Source organism: Ruegeria sp. CF8 (genome assembly GCF_056537285.1).
On record NZ_JBQFRG010000002.1, the window covers coordinates 533,151 to 551,912 of the forward strand.

The 18,762-nt window shown below is 57.7% G+C and carries 16 protein-coding genes; 12 read left to right on the top strand and 4 right to left on the bottom strand.

The annotated features are described in order from the left end of the window. Positions 1-87 precede the first annotated feature (87 nt). Positions 88-1,329, bottom strand: coding sequence for a M24 family metallopeptidase (locus ACR0EV_RS06985; RefSeq protein ID WP_480799429.1), 1,242 nt, complete (start codon positions 1,327-1,329; stop codon positions 88-90). A gap of 313 nt (positions 1,330-1,642) precedes the next feature. Next, a complete protein-coding gene (locus ACR0EV_RS06990) occupies positions 1,643-1,948 on the bottom strand; it encodes a YciI family protein (RefSeq protein ID WP_480799430.1) in 306 nt (101 codons plus the stop codon). Positions 1,949-2,038: 90 nt separating this feature from the next. Between ACR0EV_RS06990 and ACR0EV_RS06995 the strand changes: the two genes are divergently transcribed. After that, on the top strand, positions 2,039-2,911 hold the full coding sequence (locus ACR0EV_RS06995) for a LysR family transcriptional regulator (protein WP_480799431.1): 873 nt from the start codon (positions 2,039-2,041) through the stop codon (positions 2,909-2,911). Between the two features lie 128 nt (positions 2,912-3,039). Here the strand turns inward: ACR0EV_RS06995 and ACR0EV_RS07000 are convergent, their stop codons facing one another. Continuing rightward, positions 3,040-3,468 carry a hypothetical protein gene (locus tag ACR0EV_RS07000; protein ID WP_480799432.1) on the bottom strand — a complete coding sequence of 143 codons (429 nt, stop codon included), beginning with the start codon at positions 3,466-3,468 and terminating at the stop codon, positions 3,040-3,042. A gap of 104 nt (positions 3,469-3,572) precedes the next feature. Here ACR0EV_RS07000 and ACR0EV_RS07005 point away from each other — a divergent pair, with 104 nt between their 5' ends. Together ACR0EV_RS07005 and ACR0EV_RS07010 are read left to right on the top strand one after the other, a co-directional pair. Continuing rightward, entirely contained in the window at positions 3,573-4,328 is a 756-nt protein-coding gene (locus tag ACR0EV_RS07005; RefSeq protein ID WP_480799433.1) for a helix-turn-helix domain-containing protein, read from the top strand. Positions 4,329-4,534: 206 nt separating this feature from the next. Next, entirely contained in the window at positions 4,535-5,863 is a 1,329-nt protein-coding gene (locus ACR0EV_RS07010; RefSeq protein ID WP_480799434.1) for an MATE family efflux transporter, read from the top strand. Between the two features lie 69 nt (positions 5,864-5,932). On the opposite strand, the gene ACR0EV_RS07015 is transcribed toward ACR0EV_RS07010, so the two are convergent. Next, complete coding sequence (locus tag ACR0EV_RS07015) at positions 5,933-6,748, bottom strand: IclR family transcriptional regulator (RefSeq protein ID WP_480799435.1); 816 nt, start codon at positions 6,746-6,748, stop codon at positions 5,933-5,935. Between the two features lie 211 nt (positions 6,749-6,959). On the opposite strand from ACR0EV_RS07015, the gene bhcA reads away from it, so the two are divergent. From bhcA to ACR0EV_RS07060, 9 genes are all read left to right on the top strand, one after another. Continuing rightward, positions 6,960-8,150: an L-aspartate--glyoxylate aminotransferase BhcA gene (bhcA, locus tag ACR0EV_RS07020; RefSeq protein WP_480799436.1), complete on the top strand. Its 1,191-nt coding sequence runs from the start codon at positions 6,960-6,962 to the stop codon at positions 8,148-8,150. A gap of 10 nt (positions 8,151-8,160) precedes the next feature. Continuing rightward, entirely contained in the window at positions 8,161-9,135 is a 975-nt protein-coding gene (gene bhcB, locus ACR0EV_RS07025; protein ID WP_480799437.1) for a beta-hydroxyaspartate dehydratase BhcB, read from the top strand. Between the two features lie 10 nt (positions 9,136-9,145). Beyond that, on the top strand, positions 9,146-10,309 hold the full coding sequence (gene bhcC / locus ACR0EV_RS07030; protein WP_480799438.1) for a 3-hydroxy-D-aspartate aldolase BhcC: 1,164 nt from the start codon (positions 9,146-9,148) through the stop codon (positions 10,307-10,309). Between the two features lie 80 nt (positions 10,310-10,389). Beyond that, a complete protein-coding gene (bhcD, locus tag ACR0EV_RS07035) occupies positions 10,390-11,379 on the top strand; it encodes an iminosuccinate reductase BhcD (protein WP_480799439.1) in 990 nt (329 codons plus the stop codon). Positions 11,380-11,400: 21 nt separating this feature from the next. Beyond that, the gene (locus tag ACR0EV_RS07040; RefSeq protein WP_480799440.1) at positions 11,401-12,849 is read left to right on the top strand and encodes an FAD-linked oxidase C-terminal domain-containing protein; all 1,449 of its coding nucleotides are present in this window, start codon (positions 11,401-11,403) and stop codon (positions 12,847-12,849) included. A 44-nt stretch (positions 12,850-12,893) separates the two neighbouring features. Beyond that, the gene (gene glcE, locus ACR0EV_RS07045; RefSeq protein WP_480799441.1) at positions 12,894-14,039 is read left to right on the top strand and encodes a glycolate oxidase subunit GlcE; all 1,146 of its coding nucleotides are present in this window, start codon (positions 12,894-12,896) and stop codon (positions 14,037-14,039) included. 13 nt (positions 14,040-14,052) lie between these two features. Further along, positions 14,053-15,414: a glycolate oxidase subunit GlcF gene (glcF, locus tag ACR0EV_RS07050; RefSeq protein ID WP_480799442.1), complete on the top strand. Its 1,362-nt coding sequence runs from the start codon at positions 14,053-14,055 to the stop codon at positions 15,412-15,414. Positions 15,415-15,442: 28 nt separating this feature from the next. Further along, a complete protein-coding gene (locus ACR0EV_RS07055; RefSeq protein WP_480799443.1) occupies positions 15,443-16,489 on the top strand; it encodes a TRAP transporter substrate-binding protein in 1,047 nt (348 codons plus the stop codon). Positions 16,490-16,573: 84 nt separating this feature from the next. After that, on the top strand, positions 16,574-18,640 hold the full coding sequence (locus ACR0EV_RS07060) for a TRAP transporter large permease subunit (protein ID WP_480799444.1): 2,067 nt from the start codon (positions 16,574-16,576) through the stop codon (positions 18,638-18,640). Positions 18,641-18,762 lie beyond the last annotated feature (122 nt).

Consider the following 18,762-nt stretch of genomic DNA (forward strand, 5'->3'; position numbering starts at 1 on the left):
GTGAGAGGGGGCGTCGGTCCTGTTTCAACAGGCTCTTCGCCCCTCTCATGACTTCGGGAAACGCGTCGAAGACAAAGCTGGTGTGGATTAATTTAGTAACTCTTCCTCGAAAGGATAACTGGAAAGCAGCTCAAAACCATCGTCGGTTATGAGTACCTGTTCTTCCAGCTTAACCCCATCTCGCTCGCCTACGGCACCTACGTAGCTTTCAACCGTCAGCACCATGCCAGCCTCGACCACGCCGTCATACGGGTTCAGTCCCGAGTGATAGGGAATGATCTTCGGGTATTCGTCACACATACCCACCCCGTGGTAGATACAGGGGTAGGCTTGTTTCTGAAAGGGTTCCGGGATTTCAAACGACTGCTTTTGCAATTCGTGAAAGGTTATCCCGGGACGCAAGAGCGCCATATTGTGCTGCACTTCGTTATAGGCGATCTGATAGATTTCCTTCTGCCGGGCGGTGGGCTTGGCAGGGCCGCAGTGGAACGTGCGCGAGACGTCACAGAAGTAGCCCATCGGACCGACCATATCGGTGTCAAATCCAACCAGATCCCCGGATTCGATCACTCGTTGTGTCGCTTCTTGCAGCCAAGGATTGGTGCGCGGGCCAGAACACAGCATCCGCCCGTCGTGCCACCCGCCTTGGTTTGCCAGATTTGTGTAATTCAAAATGCCCCAAAGTTGGGTTTCGGTCACGCCAGGACGCAAAGCCTCCTTCATCTTCGCCATTCCCAGCTCTGCCACTGCCACTGACCACTTGATGCATTCGATCTCGTCAGGAGATTTTATCAACCGGGCGCTTTCAGTCAGAGACACACCATCAACCACCTCGAGACCACGTTGCAGACAAGCTTGGGTGACAGACGGGTTCACATATTCAATTGCAACGCGCCGACTGTCCGTACCGATTTCTTCGAGATAGCCGTGCAAACGGTCAGCCAACCTGCGTGCATTGTCCGCCAGGTTAGGACCTGCATCAAAAAACGCGATAAAGTCCGCCGGTTCCTCTCGGTCTATCAGACGACTGTTGCCATAACCTCCGAACACAATGGTCGGCCCGTCTTGCGCCATGAAGAGATAGGTCGTGGGTACTCGTGACTGATAAAGCTGATAGGAATCGTAATTCGCGGCATATTGCATACTAAGCGGGTTCACGATGACCAGCGCCGCCACGTCCTGCAGCTTCATCTGCTCCCGGATCCGACCTGTTCGGTACTCCAGAAGCCGATCCAAATCGATGTCTGGCAGCTCGCGGAACTGACGTAGATCGCTCCAGTTATCATTCAGAACCATAGTATCCGGGCGTTGTGGCATAGTATTTTGCATTCGTGAGGGTCTCGTAAAGGTAAAGCACGTCGCGCGGGCAGAATTGAGCAGAGTCTTTCAAAAAAACTATCAATTCTGCGCCAAGCTTTTGTCGCCACTGAACATGAATTGGAAGAAACCGGAAAGTGTCCCCCGGTATCGGCGTCGCAACAGTGGCCCACATGTTTGTATTAAAGATTTTTCTGACCTAAAAATTCGCGTCCGACCACCGGACCGTCGCAGGTTTTGGAGCAATTCAAGAACCTTTGTTCCAAGTTGTGTGTGGGCGAAAACATGTGGGTCGAAGCGATGCATTGTGTAGCTTGCTGACCCCTCAGCCCGAACAGATTACCCTCGACCCGTTTGCGTAAACCTGTTTCCAACTTATGATCGCATAGGATTTCCTGAGGCCAGTCGACCAAAAGGGATCTTCGCGCACAAGTCGATCTACCTCTTCTTTTGATCCGGCCTCGACAATCCATAGACCGTCGCGCCCTTTTCGTTCTGTATCGGACAAAGGTCCAGCGCCCTCAATCTTATTTGAGTTCCGCTCAAGGAAATCGAGGTGCTTCGACATATGTGTGTTTCGGATGTCCGGATCGGCATCTGGTGCATCTTCGAACAGTATGATGAACTTCATTTTCTGGCCTCCGTAAATTCACGTGAGAACAGATTTAGACCATCAATACTGCAGCTTGGATCAACGAAATAGACGAGTTAGTCTGCAAAAATGCAGGAACATGACTGGAACGATCTTAAATACCTTCTAGCGCTCCACCGCGAGGGGAAGCTAACTCAGGCAGGACGTTCACTTGGCGTCAGTGAGACAACAGTCGCCCGGAGGATCAAGGCGCTGGAGCGGTCGTTGGAATGCACCTTGTTCTTGCGCAGTGCCGATGGGCGGTACGAACCCACTGACGCTGCTCTGCAAATCCTGACGCATGTAGAAACAATTGAAGCGAAGAATGCCGCAATCAGGGGCATATCTGGTGAGAGTGCACATCGCGTCAAGGGCGTTATCCGCCTAAGCTCAGTACCGATTATCGTGAACCGTTTCCTCGTCCCAGGCTTCGCTGCCCTGACGCGTTTGCATCCGAGCCTAACTGTCGAGCTGGTCCCATCATCAAATAACCTGGACTTGTCCAAGCGAGAGGCCGACCTGGCGATACGCTTTGCGCGCCCATCAGGCGGCGGTCTACGAACCAAGGCGCAAAAATTGGGCGAGTTGTCCTTTGCGGCTTACGCGACAAGTTCATTGTCGCCAGATCAAATAAAAGACTTGAAGTGGATCACCTACGACGAGGCGCATCAGACCTTGCCTCAGGCTGCTTGGCTAGAAAACGTGGCGAGGTCTCCCGAATTGCGGGCCAATCTAAAAGTCGCAGATGTTGAAACGGGTATGCAGGCCGTTGCGAAGGGGATCGGTAAAACGCTTTTGCCGCGTTGTATCGCATCCGACGATCCGCGGTTTCAACAAGTTGAGCTGGAAAGTGTAACAGAGTTTCCGACTAGAGAAGTTTGGTTGCTGTCACATGTGGATCAGACTTCAAGATTATCAGTTACCGCAGCGAAAGACTGGCTGAGCAGCCTGGACTGGGGTTAGGACCAGAGACAAAAGCGACCTTTCGTCATGAATTTGGCATCGGCCCTTAAGGACCGACACGTGCCATCAAATAGTAGGCAACGATTCCTCGATACCCCAGTCCAAGCGCGCTCGGCACAGAAACGGCGTCAGGTTTTCACCAGATTACTTTCCGGTCGCGGTCTGCTGCACAGCAGGATCAAAAGCAGAAAGGACAGATTCAAAACTACGTTGAACGGAGCACCAACAAATACGGATCCGGCACTGTCGGCGCAAAACCATGTCCATGCTGTCGCCCTTGCGACGTTAGCAGCTGCGACGGATGACAACGGCGCAATATATGTCCCCAACGCCCATTGCATAGCTCCCAACCCTGCCGTCAAACCGCCGACGATCGCTAACAATAGTGGTGTTGGTACCGCCATGCTTGATGGAACAGAGTGAATCGGCCAATACGCCAGCTTTAGAAAAAGATGCGCCGGAAACTGAAGTGCTGGCACAGCTGAAAACACAAAGAGAATACCTGTGACCACCAGTATTCCGCCAGAAAAGCGCATTGCTGATTGTTGCCGTGTCATCACGTCCTCCTTTGAACCATGCCGTTCATGCGACACAAGTTGAACACAAAGCAATTACGTCACAGGTAAGTGATTTCTGCACGGACGGTTGCTAAGCTCGTGGTATGACCCCGTATCCCGGTTTGCTGAAAGAATGGCGGAAACGTCGAAGAATGAGCCAGCTTGATCTGGCAATCGAAGCAGATGTCAGTGCACGCCATATATCCTTTCTGGAAACCGGGCGGTCCCGGCCCAGCCCGGATATGATCCTTCACTTGTCTGAGGTTCTGAATATTCCGGTCGAAACCCGAAATCAGATGATGCGCGCAGAAGGTTTCGCCGCTCGCTTTGCCACGACACAGCTTGACGACGCTGCAATGGCCTCGATCCGCAGCGCTGTTGAATGGACACTGAAAAGGCACGAACCCTATCCGGGAATGGTGCTGGATCGGGTCTGGAGGCTTGTACAGCTCAATAGGCCTGCAGCGAAACTGTTTGCTCCTCTGGGTTTAGAAATCGGGCAAAGCCTTCTTCCATTTTTGACGAGTCCGCAAATGAAGGCTCTGGTCGAGAATTGGCCCGTAGTGGCACATCACACGATGCTTAGGCTAAGGTCGGAAAGCGCCAATGCCGGAGGAATACCAGAACTGGATGCGGCTGCGCAGGCTCTTGCCCCTCAGGCGCAATCCTCCAGCGACATAAATTTGGGGCCGACAGTTCCTGCGGTTTACCGCTTTGGAGAACACCAAGTTTCAATGTTTGGCACAATTGCTCAATTCAGCACGATTACAGACGTCACACTTGACGACCTGAAGATAGAACTTTTCTTCCCGTCAGACGAACACAGCGCGGCTTTTTTCGAAGCTCTTTCCGGACAGTGACATAACTGAGATCAGCGCGTCCTGATACCGGACTCCAACCATCTGGACGCGGTTCAACTAATCCCATAGAACCAATTGCAAAGCACCGTCCAGAAAGGGACCAAATTCATGATTCTTCCGTCGCAGGGCTGAACGGCCCCCGATCATCCAGAGCAGAACGCTCTATCGCGCGACTTTGAGGCCGGGCCGATCCCGGTGTTTGAATCATGACAGACCAAATCCTTGTTTCCCAGGCGCCGACGCGGGCCGAGTTGTTACCGCTGATTAAGCTTGCCGTCCCTTTGATGGTGGGTCTAGCCGCAGCGCTTTTGATCGGTGTTGTCGATACCGCAATGATTTCACCGCTCGGAACAGTGCCTTTGGCCGCAGCAGGTGTAACCACTGCGGTTCTGATCATTCTGATCTCTGCCCTTTGGGGCGTAGTTACAGCGCTTTCAGTTCAGATCAGTCAGGCAGAGGGGGCTCGGGACCCTAAAAAGGTCGCCCTCGCATTGCGTGGCGGGCTTTTGCTTTGCTTACTGGGCGGTGGTCTTGCGGCCCTTCTCATGGTGGTACTTTACCCTCTTTTGGGTCTATTGGGCCAACCAACAGAAGTTCTTGCGATCCTTTTACCCTATTGGATGTCGATGGCGGTCTGGATCATCCCTTTCACTTTGTTCTTTGGCCTAAAGGCTCTTTTTGATGCAGTGGGTCGGCCATGGACGGCAGTGGGCCTGTCCTACCTCGGCGTTTTAATTAACGTGCCCGCCAATTACACCCTAATCCATATTCTTGACCTCGGCATTCTTGGCGCAGGTTTGGCCAGTATCCTGTCACAGTGTGCGTCTCTGATAGCTGCTCTCGTTGTTCTAAAACGCGCCCCGGGGTTGGCCACGTTTCGTCAACGGGTACAGGTTGTCTGGGCCGATGTTTGGGCACAAGCCAAAGACGCCCTTCCACTTTGTCTTGGTTATGCAGGCGAAGGAGGCGCATACGCTGTGGTTGGCCTGATGATGGGGTGGCTTGGTGCCGAAGCCTTAGCAGCACATCAGATTGTCAACGCGCTGGCAGGATTGGCGTACATGATCCCGCTTGGAATGGCCGGCGCAGCGTCCATCCGTGTGGGCCTTGCAGTGGGCGCAGGCGACACCTCGCGGTTGAGACCAATCCTGAAAGCTTCGTTTGTCATGGTGACCCTCTGGCAGGCGATTGCAGCGATCGTGTTCATAACCGCTGGCCGAATGATGGCGGAATCTATGTCCAACGATCCTGCCGTAGTCGACCTCGCTGTAACTCTGTTCTTTATCGTCGCGCTGTTGCAGGTCGCGGATGGCGTTCAGGGCACTGCACTTGGCGCATTACGTGGAATGTCTGACATGAACTTGCCTACAGTCATCACACTGACCGCGTACTGGCCCCTTGCTCTGCCGGCAAGCTATGCGCTTGGCTTCGTCTTTGACTACGGTGCCATGGGTGTTTGGATAGGGTATACGATCGGTTTAATCGTCGCAGCGGTTGCGTTACCTATACGATTTTGGTCGCTGACCAAAGCGTGAAACCAATCATTCGAGCATATGTCGGATACTGTTGACACCATATTTGAACGGCGCTGGGGTCATGGGGGGTCAGTGCGGCGGCCCTCCGATCGCGATTGTGATTTCTCGTGCTGCATTCAGCACCATTTCGCCGAAATAGGCGGCGTTGGCTTTGTTGATCCTTGCTGTCGGGCCCGAAACAGAAATACCTGCACAGGGAATGCCGAACTGGTTCAGGATTGCAGCACCGGTGCATGACATGCCCGCATAGCGCTCTTCATCGTCAAAAGACCAGCCGCGCTGTCGGACCAGTGTCAGGTCTTCCAACAAGGATGTCGTCGATCGATGTGTGCGATCTGTAAAGGTTTCAAACGCGACATCTGACAGTAGAGCTTCAACTGCATTCGGGCTCATTTGGGCCAGCAATGCCTTACCGGTCCCGGATGCGTACATGGGCGTCCGCGCGCCGGGAGGAAAGAAAGCGCGAATTGGGTTTCCGGTTTCGATCTGGCTAACGAATACGACGTGGCTGCCGTCAGGCATTGCCATGTTCGCGGTCTCGCCGGATTCGCGCATGAGCCTGCGCAGGATGGGCCGGCCAATCTCGACCACACTGTTTCGATTGAGGTAGGAGGCTCCTGTTCGATATGCCTCGATGCCGACCATCCATTCCTGTCGTATTTGGTCGAAACTGACATAGCCACGATTAGACAGGGTTGTCAGTATGCGGTGGGTGGTTGCTGTTGGCACGCCGGTTTCCCGGCTGAGGTCGCTGAGCGTAGATCGTTCCAGGGCTGCGAGTTTTGTGAGTGTTTCCAATGCGCGGTCGAGGGATTGCAGTGTTCCGGCGGAGCTTTCCTTGAAGATTGATTTGGGCCTTCCGCGTGGCTTTTTGTGATTCTCCATGGGGGATTTTCCTGTGTTGTCTGTGGGTCAGTTTTAGGCTTTGGCACAGTGTTTTTCAAATTGGTTATCGTTTTCCCTGATAATGAAAAACCTTCCAGGCCATGTATTTCAATGCGTTAGGTTATTTTTTCATATAATGGAAAACATTTTCGAGAAAATTGCAATGTCCGAAGATTGGTAAGATAATTTTGCCAAATTGGAGGAGCTTATCATGTCCAACCAGAACCCGGTCTTTATTCCCGGCCCGACGAACATTCCTGATCGTTTGCGTCTGGCGATGCAGGTTCAGACGCAGGATCATCGCGCACCGGATTTTGTTGAGACGTTTGCACCGGTGCTGGAGGACACTAGGCGCGTGTTTGGCACAAGCGCGGGCCAGATCATCACCTTCCCGGCCAGCGGGACGGGCGGATGGGAGGCGTCGATCACCAACACGCTCAGCCCCGGCGACGCGGTTCTGGTGGCGCGCTATGGCATGTTCAGTCATCGCTGGATCGACCTGTGTCAGCGTCACGGGCTGGATGTTCGGATCATCGAATGCGCGTGGGGCAGCGGTGCCCCGGCGGAGAAGTTTGCCGAAGCTCTGGCGGCTGACAAGGGCCATGAGATCAAGGCGGTTCTGGTCACCCATAATGAGACAGCCACCGGCGTACGTTCGGATATTGCAGCGGTGCGTGGGGCGATGGATGCCAGTGCCCACCCGGCGATGCTGTTTGTGGATTGCGTCAGCTCGCTGGCCTCGATGCCTTTCGCGTTTGACGACTGGGGCGTTGATATTGCGGTCTCGGGCTCGCAGAAAGGCTTCATGCTGGCGACCGGCATGGCGATCCTGTGCGTCAGCCCCAAGGCGCTGGCAGCGATGGAGACGGCCCAACTGCCGCGCACCTTCTTTGACTTCCGCGACATGATGAACGCCAACGCATCGGGCGGCTTTCCCTATACCCCTCCGCTGCAGCTGATCTATGGCATGGGTGAGAGCCTGAAGATGCTGTTCGAGGAAGGCTTGGACAATGTCTATGCCCGCCACTTCCGTCTCGCCGAAGGCGTGCGCAAGGCCACCTCGGCCTGGGGGTTGGAGCTGGTGGCGCAGTCGCCGGATCTCTACTCGGACACCGTCAGCGCGATCTATGTACCCGACGGCTTCGACAGCAATGCCCTGACGGATCACGCCTTCAACGCCTATGGCGTCAGCTTTGGCATTGGTCTGGGCGAGATGAACGGCAAGGCCTTCCGCATCGGCCATCTGGGCAGCCTGACGGACGTGATGGTTCTGTCCGGTCTGGCCACGATCGAAATGGCCATGGCCGATTTGGACTATCCGATCGAGCTGGGCAGCGGTGTGGCCGCAGCGCAGGAATACTTCCGCGCGGGCCGTGCCACACCCATGCAATCTGCAGCGTAAGGAGGCCCTGATGTTGGATGCAATGACCACAGCCGATTGCCTGACCATCGCCGATATGCGCGAGGCGCATGAGCGGATCAAACCCCATATCAACCGCACCCCCGTGTTGCGGTCGGAGTATCTGGACGATCTGACCGGCGCGCAGCTGTTCTTCAAGTGCGAGAACTTCCAGGAGGCCGGGGCCTTCAAGGTGCGCGGGGCCTGCAATGCAGTCTTTGGCCTGAATGACGAAGCTGCCGAACGCGGCGTCTGCACACATTCTTCCGGCAACCATGCGCTCAGCCTGTCTTATGCCGCCGGTCGGCGCGGTATCCCGTGCAACGTTGTGATGCCGCGCACGGCACCGCAGGCCAAGAAGGACGCGGTGCGCCGCTATGGCGGGATCATCACCGAATGCGAGCCCTCGACCACCTCGCGCGAGGCGGTGTTTGCCGAGGTGCAGGCGCGCACGGGCGGTGAGTTCGTGCACCCCTATAACGACCCCCGCGTGATTGCGGGTCAGGCGACCTGTTCGGCGGAGCTGCTGGAACAGACCGACGGGCTGGATGCCGTGGTTGCGCCCATCGGTGGCGGCGGCATGATCTCGGGCACCTGCCTGACCCTGTCGAACCTGGCGCCCGAGGTGCAGATCTACGCCTCGGAACCGGAACAGGCCGACGATGCCTATCGCAGCTTCAAGGCCGGTCACATCATCGCTGATGACGCGCCGGTCACCATCGCCGACGGGTTGAAAGTGCCGCTGAAGGAGAACACCTGGCACTTTGTGTCGAACTTCGTCAGCGACATCCACACCGCCAGCGAGGACGAGATCATCGCTGCGATGAAGATCACCTGGAAATACCTGCGCATCGTGATAGAGCCCAGCTGCGCCGTGCCGCTGGCCACCATTCTGAAGCACCCCGAGGCCTTCAAAGGCAAACGCGTCGGCGTGATCATCACCGGCGGCAATGTGGATCTGGACAAACTGCCCTGGACCCGGGGCTGAGGAGGACATCATGAACAAGCCCGTAAACATCGAGCAACTCGAAGTCGGTTACGACATTCCCGCCGCCATCGGCATGGACGCATCCGAGATCCAGACCCCGGCTCTGGTGCTGGATCTGGACGCGCTGGAACGCAACATCAAAAAGATGGGCGATTACGCCAAGGCCCACGGCATGCGCCACCGGGTGCATGGCAAGATGCACAAATCCGTCGACGTGGCGCAGCTGCAGGTCGAGCTGGGCGGCGCCTGTGGCATTTGCTGCCAGAAAGTGTCCGAGGCCGAGGTCTTTGCCCGTGGCGGTATCAAGGATGTGCTTGTGTCCAATCAGGTACGCGACCCGGCCAAGATCGACCGTCTGGCGCGGATGCCCAAGCTGGGCGCGCGCACAATCTGCTGTGTTGACGATATCGACAATGTGGGTGATCTGTCCGATGCCGCGCAGCGCCACGGCACCCAGATCGAATGCCTGGTCGAGATCGACTGCGGCGCGGGTCGCTGCGGCGTGACCACCACAGCGGACGTCATCGCCATCGCCAAAGCGATCGACGCGGCCCCGGGTCTCAAGTTTGCCGGTATCCAGGCCTATCAGGGCGCGATGCAGCACATGGATCTTTACGAAGACCGCAAAGCCAAGATCGACATCGCCGTGGCGCAGGTGAAAGACGCCGTGGACGGGCTGAAGGCCCAAGGGCTGGACTGTGACATCGTCGGCGGTGGCGGCACCGGGTCTTATTACTTCGAGAGCACCTCGGGCGTGTATAACGAACTGCAATGCGGCTCTTACGCCTTCATGGATGCCGATTATGGCCGCATCCTTGATGAGAACGGCAACCGCATCGACCGGGGGGAATGGGAGAACGCCTTCTTCATCCTCACCAGCGTCATGAGCCATGCCAAGGCAGACAAGGCCATCGTGGACGCAGGCCTCAAGGCCCAATCCGTGGACAGCGGCCTGCCGGTGATCTTCGGACGCACGGATGTGGAATATGTCAAATGCTCGGACGAGCACGGCGTGGTCGCCGACCCCGACGGCGTTCTCAAGGTCAATGACAAGCTGCATCTGGTGCCCGGTCACTGTGACCCGACCGCCAATGTGCATGATTGGTATGTGGGTGTTCGAAACGGCAAAGTTGAAGCGCTTTGGCCGGTCTCCGCGCGCGGCAAGGCTTACTAGCCGCCGCACATGCGTCCCGGGCGGCAGTTATCCCTTCCCCTGCCGCCCGGACCTGCACCCCAAAGCTCAAGGAAAAGGTCATGAAAGATATGACAGACAAACCCCTGCTGATCGTTGGAGAAGACCTCTGCCAGCAACTGGTCGGACGCCGCGAGGCCTTCGATGCGGTACAGGACGTCTTTGCCGCCATGGCGCGTGGCGACGCCTATAACTTCCCGGTCATTCGTGAGGCCATCGGCTATGCCGACGCGCTTTATGGCTTCAAATCCGGCTTTGACCGCGCCGGTCAGGTGCTGGGTGTAAAATCCGGCGGCTACTGGCCCGGCAACATGGACAAGGGGCTGACCAATCACCAATCCACCGTCTTCCTGTTCGATCCAGATACCGGGCGGCTCTCGGCGCTGGTGGGCGGCAATTACCTGACCGCCGTACGCACTGCGGCCTCATCTGCCGTGTCCATCGCCCATCTGGCCCGCAACGATGCCAAGGTGCTGGGCATGGTCGGCGCAGGCCACCAATCCGCCTTCCAGCTGCGCGCCGCCGCCGAGCAGCGCGATTTTGAGAAGGTCGTCGCCTGGAACCCCCACCCCGAGATGCTGCCCCGTCTGGGCGCGGTCGCAACCGAGTTGGGTCTGGAGTTCGAGGCCGTCAGCCAAGAAGAACTCGGCGCGCAGGCGGATGTCATCATCACCATCACCTCAGCCTTCGAGCCGCTGCTGATGAAAGACTGGATCAAACCCGGCACCCACCTGGCCTGCATGGGCACAGACACCAAAGGCAAGCAAGAGGTCGACGCCGCGCTGGTCGCAGCCGCCACTGTCTTCACCGACGAGGTCGCACAGTCCACCTCCATCGGCGAGGCCCAACACGCCATCGCCAATGGCACCCTGACCGAGGACCAAATCAACCCCATCGGCGCCGTCATCAACAGCGATCACACCGGTCGCACCTCCGCCGAAGAAATCACCCTCTTCGACGGTACAGGCGTCGGACTGCAAGACCTCGCCGTCGCTCAAGTCGCCGCAAAACTCGCTCAAGAAAGCGGCAAAGCCGAACAGGCCAACCTGTAATCCCTCAGAACGGAGCATCTCATGTCCACCATTGCCATGCCCTCACCCGATCAAACGGTTCTGGACCGCAAGGCGGCCATTGTGGCAGCGCTGGCCGAGGTGCTGCCGTCTGACAGCGTGATCAGCGATGAGCACGAAACCCGCGCCTATGAGTGTGATGCGCTCACCGCCTATCGCTGCCCGCCCTTGGCCGTAGTGCTGCCTCGGACGACCGAAGAATGTGTCGCCGCGATGAAACTTTGCCATGATCTTGGTGTTTCAGTCGTGCCGCGTGGGGCAGGCACATCACTGGCCGGAGGCTCACTGCCCACAGCGGACAGCGTCATTTTGGGCACGGCGCGGTTGAAGGATGTGTTGGAAATCGACTATGACAATCGCTTCATCCGTGTTCAGACTGGTGTGACCAACCTGTCCGTGACCGGGCAGGTTGAAGATGATGGGTTCTTTTACGCTCCTGACCCGTCCTCTCAGCTGGCCTGCGCCATTGCCGGGAATATCGCGATGAATTCCGGCGGTGCACATTGCCTGAAATACGGTGTGACCACCAACAATCTTCTGGGCGTACGCATGGTCATGACCGATGGTGAGATTGTCGAAATCGGAGGCCCTGCTCTGGACGCCCCGGGTCTGGATCTGCTGGGCCTGATCTGCGGCTCGGAAGGCCAGCTTGGAATCGTGACAGAGGCAACTCTTCGCATTTTGCCCCAACCCGAAGGCGCGCGCCCGATCCTGATTGGCTTCGACAGTGCCGAGACGGCGGGCGAGTGCGTCGGCAACATCATCAAGGCGGGCGTTCTGCCCGTGGCCATCGAATACATGGACCGCCCCTGCATCCGCGTTGTCGAGAACTTCGCCAAGGCAGGTTACCCGATGTGTGAGGCTCTGCTGATTGTCGAGGTTGAAGGCTCGGAAGCCGAGATCGACGATCAGCTCTCTAAAATCAGCGCCATCGCTGAAAAGCTGAACCCGGTCGAACTGCGCGCCAGCCAGAGTGCCGAGGAAAGCGCCCTGATCTGGAAAGGCCGCAAGTCTGCTTTTGGCGCGATGGGTCAGATCAACGATTACATGTGTCTGGACGGCACCGTCCCGGTTTCCGCACTGCCGCAAACTCTGAAACGGATCAGCGAACTGAGCGAGAAGCATGGGCTGGAGGTCGCCAACGTGTTCCACGCAGGTGACGGCAATATGCACCCGCTGATCCTGTTCGATGCCAACATACCCGGCGACCTGGAAAAGGCCGAGGCGTTTGGCTTCGACATCCTGCGCACCTGCGTCGATGTCGGCGGCTGCCTGACTGGTGAGCATGGCGTGGGGATCGAGAAACGCGATCTGATGACCTATCAGTTCAGCGAGGCCGACCTTGAGGCGCAGATGCAGGTCAAGGATGTGTTCGACCCCGACTGGCTGCTGAACCCGACCAAAGTATTCCCATTGGAGCTGAGCGCGGACCGGAGGAACCGCATCTCCTGATGGGCTGAAAACCGCTCTGACCCAGAGCAAGAGGAGGAAAGACCATGACCGGTTTTGCAACGCCGACCACCGAGTCGGCGGTCAGAGAAGCTGTGCTTGAAGCTCGGGCTGCCAAGGCGCGCCTGCGGATCATCGCAGGTGGCACGCGTGGACAGATCGGCAATCCGGGCAAGGTCGCGCAGGCGCTGGATATCTCGGGCCTGTCCGGGATCACCCGCTATGAACCCGGCTCGCTGACGCTCGAGGCAAAAGCTGGAACCCCTCTGCAAGAGATTGAAGCTGCATTGGTCTCCGAAGGTCAGATGCTGGCTTTTGAACCGATGGACCACCGTCCGCTGCTGGGCACAGTCGGAGAGCCGACAATCGGTGGTGTCGTGGCCTGCAATATCTCGGGCCCGCGCAGGTTTCTGAGTGGCGCGTGCCGTGACTATCTTCTGGGCGTGCGCTTTGTCGATGGGCAGGGGCGCGTGATCGCCAATGGGGGTCGGGTGATGAAAAACGTCACCGGGCTGGATCTGACAAAGCTCGCCTGTGGAGCCTATGGAACGTTGGGCATTCTCACCGAAGTTGCTCTGAAAGTATTGCCGCGCCCAGAACAGGCCGCGACGCTGCAATTTACCGATGTGACAGAGGCCGAAGCGGTGCGTCTGTTCTGCCGCGCTGTCACCACACCGTTCGAAGTTTCCGGCGCCGCGTGGCAGAACGGCACCGCGATGCTGCGGGTTGAGGGGCTGTCGACCCAGGTCGATTACCGCTTGTCGAAACTGAAGGCTTTGCTGAGCGGAGGCTCGGTATTGGAAGGCGAGGTGCACGATACAATCTGGACCGGACTCCGTGATGTTCATGCCTTTTCCGGCACGCAGGAAATGGTCTGGAAACTGTCCCTCAAACCCACGGACGCGCCGCAGGTGATCACCGCTGCGCGCTACGAGCTGGACGCACGGGCGATGATGGATCAGGGCGGTGCGGTGGTTTGGCTGGCGATCCCGTCTGACGCCCCGAAACAGGCCGAGACAATCCGCAATTTGATCCATGACGGCCATGCCACGCTTGTTCGCGGCAGCGCTGATCTGCGCCGGGCGGTGCCGGTCTTTCAACCTCAGCATCCTCGGTTGCGACAGCTCTCGGATCGCCTGCGCCGCCAGTTCGATCCAGACGAGTTGCTGAACCCCGGCCTGATGGCTGCCTGAACGGGAGGATCAGATGCAAACGAATTTCACACCAGACCAACTCACCGATCCCGGCACCAATCGGGCGAACGAGATCTTGCGCTCTTGCGTGCATTGCGGGTTTTGCACGGCGACGTGCCCGACCTTCCAGGTGCTGGGGGACGAGCTCGACAGCCCACGAGGCCGCATCTACATGATCAAGGATATGCTGGAAAACGAGCGCGTACCGGATGAGAAAACCGTCACGCATATCGACCGCTGCCTATCCTGTCTGGCTTGCATGACCACTTGCCCTTCGGGCGTGCACTATATGCACCTGGTCGATCACGCGCGCGCCTACATCGAACAAAACTACAAGCGCAGTTGGGACGACCGTGTACTGCGCTGGATACTGGCCCGCATCCTGCCTTATCCGATGCGGTTTCGTCTGGCGCTGCTGGGAGCCAAGATTGCCTATCCGTTTCGCAAGTGGGTGCCCGATGCCCGTCTGCGCGCGATGCTGGAAATGGCCCCGAAGGTCATCCCTCCGGTCAGTCGCAACGACGATCCACAGACTTTCGCTGCGGGCGGTCCGCGCCGAAAGCGGGTGGCGCTTATGACAGGTTGTGCGCAGAAGGCTCTGAATACCGATATCAACGACGCCACCATCCGGCTGCTGACGCGACACGGCTGTGAAGTGGTCATCGCCGAAGGCGCAGGCTGCTGCGGGGCGCTGACCCACCATATGGGGAAGTCGAAGGAAAGCCACGCGACGGCTGCCAAGAACATACGTGCCTGGGCGGCCGAGATGGATGCGGGCGGGCTGGATGCCATCGTCATCAACACCAGCGGCTGTGGCACCACCGTAAAAGATTACGGCCACATGTTCGCAGGCACTGATCTAGAGCATGACGCCACGCGCGTGGCGGCCATCGCCAAGGACATCTCTGAAGTGATGGATGACCTTGAGTTGAAAGAGCCCAACAAGGCGGACCCCCTGCGCGTCACATATCACGCGGCCTGTTCTTTACAGCACGGCCAGCAAATCAAGACCACGCCCAAAACACTGCTCAAAGCGGCAGGATTTGAGGTGTCTGAACCTCGCGACAGCCATTTGTGTTGCGGCTCTGCGGGCACGTACAACCTGATGCAGCCCGAAATCTCAGCCGAGTTGAAGGCGCGTAAAGTCCAGACACTTGAGGCGAAGAACCCCGAGGTCATCGTGGCCGGAAACATCGGCTGCATGATGCAGATCGGCTCGGCCACCGGCATTCCCATCGTCCACACGGTTGAGATGCTGGATTGGGCCACGGGCGGGCCAAAACCCCGCGCACTGACCGATCCGACCCCCAGAAATGAAACCGGCTTCAGACTGCCGGACACCCCGCCGCCGGTGATCGCGAAAACCGGCAGCTAAATCCCATGTCCCAGAGGAGGAAACAGACATGAAAACCCTTGCAACCCTAACAGCCGCAGTGGCGTTGGCCGCGGCACCTGCCATGGCCGCAGACAAGATCCTGTTGAAAACACCGGTGGCATTTTCAACCGAACTGCCGGGCTTAGGCACACCTATCGTGCGCGTGTCCGAAGATCTGGACGCGATCTCGGGCGGCTCGATCAAAATGAAGGTCTATGAACCCGGCAAGCTGGTACCCGCCTTCGAAATCCTCGATGCGGTGTCGTCCGGCAAGATCAATTCGGGCTTCGCCACCGCCGGGTATTGGGCGGGCAAGATCCCCGCTGCGCCGCTGTTCTCGGCGGTACCGTTTGGCCCCGAAGCGGGTGAATACATGGCGTGGATGTACTATGGCGACGGGCTGGAACTGTATCAGGAGATGTATGATCAGGCCGGCTACAACGTCAAAGTCTTCCCCTGCACGATCATCGCACCCGAAACATCGGGCTGGTTTGCCGAAGAGATTACCTCGGTCGAACAACTCGACGGTCTGAAAATGCGCTTCTTCGGCCTTGGCGGGAAGGTGATGCAAAAGCTGGGTGTCGCCACTTCGCTGCTGCCGGGTGGTGAGATCTTTCCCGCTCTGGAAAAAGGCGCGATCGACGCGACCGAGTTCTCGATGCCTGCCATCGACCAGCGTTTGGGCTTCGACAAGCTGGTGAAATATAACTATTTCCCCGGCTGGCACCAGCAGGCCACCATCTTCGAGTTGCTGATCAACAAGGACGAGTGGAACGAGCTGAACCCGCAATTGCAGGCGCAGATCGAACTGACCTGCCGTGCGCAAATGACCGAGAGCTTTGCCGAAGGTGAAGCGATCCAGTTTGCCGCCATGCAGCGCAACGTCGAGGAAAATGGCGTGACCATCGTCGATTGGACGCCCGAAATGCTCGACGTGTTCCACACCACTTGGGAGGAGGTCGCTGCTGAAGAGGCCGCCAATGATGCGTTCTTCAATAAGGTCTATTCGAACCTGAACGAGTTCAGCGAAGGCTACGCACTCTGGAAATCGCACGCATTCCTGCCGCGTAAGTAAAGCCAAGCGTGGGGTCCAGGGCCGTCGCGCTGGACCCTTCAATCGCCCCACAGGGAGGGGCCCCGGATCAGGGGAAACACAATGATGAGCGAAAGTTTTGAAACCAAGCTGAACAAGCATGTCGACCCGCATTGGGACGAGGTCGAAGGCGATGACCGTCGACAACCCAAAGCCTCGGCCTGGCTGGATGATGCGGTGTCCGGTGTCGGCCATGTCGTGATGTGGGCCAGTGTCGCGCTGGTTGTCGCCATCGTAGCCCAGGTCAGTATGCGCTATGCGCTGGACTGGAATTTCCCGAAACTCGACGAGTTGCAGTGGCATCTCTACGCGCTGACAACCATGATCGGCATGTCTTATGCACTGACGCATGACGCGCATGTGCGAGTTGACATCCTGCGTCTTGGATTCTCGCCCCGTGCGAAACGCGTGGTCGAGATGTCAGGCATCTTGATCCTGCTATTGCCGTTTTGCTGGCTGATGATCGATCAGGGGTATGACTACTTCCATGACAGTTTCCGCGTGAACGAACGATCGGATAGCCCGACTGGCCTGCCTGCGCGTTGGGCATTGAAATCAGTAATCGCCATTAGCTTTGTTCTCGTGGCAACGGCTGCCATCGCCCGGCTTATCCACGACGGATATATGCTGCTGACGCACGCGGATGAGCGCGCGTCGAGTTCCGGCTTGATCAAGCTTTTCTTGATGTGGGCGATCTTCTTAACCGTCACGGTCGGATTGATCCAGCTTGTTGAAACGCCCGAAGACACGCTGGTCATCATTATGTTCATGACCTTCGTCGCGCTGCTGTTCTCTGGCTATCCCGTGGCCTGGGTTCTGGCGGGTGTCGGCGTTCTTTTCACGGGCGTGGCCTATATGGGCGACAACGACATGCTGCTTTGGACAGGCATGGAGTCCACCTTCACCGGGCTCGACTATCTGACGCTGGGCGCAGTGGTGAACCGGGTCTACGCGACCATGTCGAACGCGGTCCTGGTGGCCCTGCCGATGTTCATCTTCATGGGACTGATGCTGGACGAATCCGGTGTGGCCCAGCGCCTGATGACCTCAATGCAGCGCCTGTTCGGCACTATGCGCGGCGGTCTCGCGATCACCGTGACGGCGATCGGGATCATCCTGGCCGCCTCGACTGGTATCGTGGGTGCGTCCGTGGTTCTGCTGGGTCTACTGTCAATGCCGGCGATGATGAAGCAGAACTATTCCAAGACACTGGCTGCGGGGGTTATTGCCTCCTCTGGCACCTTGGGTATTCTGATCCCGCCGTCGATCATGCTGGTGATCATGGCTGATCAGATGGCCTTGTCGGTTGGAGACCTGTTCATGGCCGCTCTGTTCCCCGGCTTGATCATCGGCGGTCTCTACATCCTCTACATCGTGATCATCGCGACTCTGAACCGAGAGGTCGCGCCGCTACCCGACGACGCCAAAAGGGTGGATTGGGCTGCAATCTGGGATGTGTTCAAAGCTGTCCTGCCGCCTGTTGCGCTAATCTTCGCTGTGCTGGGCTCGATCTTCGCGGGCATCGCCACGCCGACCGAAGCGTCGGGTGTTGGAGCTGCCGGGGCCACTCTGATGGCGCTCGCCTATGGCAAGCTGAACTGGCGGAACCTGTTCGAAGTGACACGGAATACGTTCAAAACCACCGCCTATATTTTCGCGATCTTCCTGGGCGCAACCTGCTTTGCGTTTGTCCTGCGCGAACTGGGCGGAGATGAGCTTATTACCAAAACAATTCAGGGCATGGGCCTGAGCGAGATGGGTACCATCCTGTTCATCCTGCTGATCGTGTTCCTGCTGGGCTTTGTTCTGGACTGGATCGAGATCACGCTGATCATTCTGCCTTTGGTTGCGCCAATCATAGTCGCGATGCAGATGACAGTGCCCGGCTATGGCCTGGACAACCCCGAGCTCATCTGGTTTGTGATCCTTGTTGCGGTGACGCTGCAAACCAGCTTCCTGTCCCCGCCGGTTGGCTTTTCCCTGTTCTACCTCAAAGGCGTTTGTCCGCCAGAAATCCGCTTGCAGGATATCTATAAGGGCGTTGTTCCCTTTATCCTGCTTCAGCTGACGGGGCTGGCGCTGGTGATCCTGTTCCCGCAGATCGCAACCTGGTTGCCATCTGTGGCGTACTGAAAACTCTTGGCGGCACTCTGAATGAGTGCCGCCGGGAACGAGCTTCAATTTGCATTAAACTAATCTCCATTTGGACGAACCATCTTCTCGATGGGGCTGAGGCCAAACACGCACTAACCGTC

Bases quoted from the DNA above. Each gene is read 5' to 3' on its own strand.
- ACR0EV_RS07060 (WP_480799444.1), top strand. From the start codon at position 16,574: ATGAGCGAAAGTTTTGAAACCAAGCTGAACAAGCATGTCGACCCGCAT.
- ACR0EV_RS07005 (WP_480799433.1), top strand. From the start codon at position 3,573: ATGACCCCGTATCCCGGTTTGCTGAAAGAATGGCGGAAACGTCGAAGA.
- ACR0EV_RS07015 (WP_480799435.1), bottom strand. From the start codon at position 6,748: ATGGAGAATCACAAAAAGCCACGCGGAAGGCCCAAATCAATCTTCAAG.
- ACR0EV_RS06995 (WP_480799431.1), top strand. From the start codon at position 2,039: ATGCAGGAACATGACTGGAACGATCTTAAATACCTTCTAGCGCTCCAC.
- ACR0EV_RS07000 (WP_480799432.1), bottom strand. From the start codon at position 3,468: ATGACACGGCAACAATCAGCAATGCGCTTTTCTGGCGGAATACTGGTG.
- bhcA (WP_480799436.1), top strand. From the start codon at position 6,960: ATGTCCAACCAGAACCCGGTCTTTATTCCCGGCCCGACGAACATTCCT.
- ACR0EV_RS06985 (WP_480799429.1), bottom strand. From the start codon at position 1,329: ATGCAAAATACTATGCCACAACGCCCGGATACTATGGTTCTGAATGAT.
- ACR0EV_RS06990 (WP_480799430.1), bottom strand. From the start codon at position 1,948: ATGAAGTTCATCATACTGTTCGAAGATGCACCAGATGCCGATCCGGAC.
- glcE (WP_480799441.1), top strand. From the start codon at position 12,894: ATGACCGGTTTTGCAACGCCGACCACCGAGTCGGCGGTCAGAGAAGCT.
- bhcB (WP_480799437.1), top strand. From the start codon at position 8,161: ATGTTGGATGCAATGACCACAGCCGATTGCCTGACCATCGCCGATATG.
- ACR0EV_RS07055 (WP_480799443.1), top strand. From the start codon at position 15,443: ATGAAAACCCTTGCAACCCTAACAGCCGCAGTGGCGTTGGCCGCGGCA.
- glcF (WP_480799442.1), top strand. From the start codon at position 14,053: ATGCAAACGAATTTCACACCAGACCAACTCACCGATCCCGGCACCAAT.
- bhcC (WP_480799438.1), top strand. From the start codon at position 9,146: ATGAACAAGCCCGTAAACATCGAGCAACTCGAAGTCGGTTACGACATT.
- bhcD (WP_480799439.1), top strand. From the start codon at position 10,390: ATGAAAGATATGACAGACAAACCCCTGCTGATCGTTGGAGAAGACCTC.
- ACR0EV_RS07010 (WP_480799434.1), top strand. From the start codon at position 4,535: ATGACAGACCAAATCCTTGTTTCCCAGGCGCCGACGCGGGCCGAGTTG.
- ACR0EV_RS07040 (WP_480799440.1), top strand. From the start codon at position 11,401: ATGTCCACCATTGCCATGCCCTCACCCGATCAAACGGTTCTGGACCGC.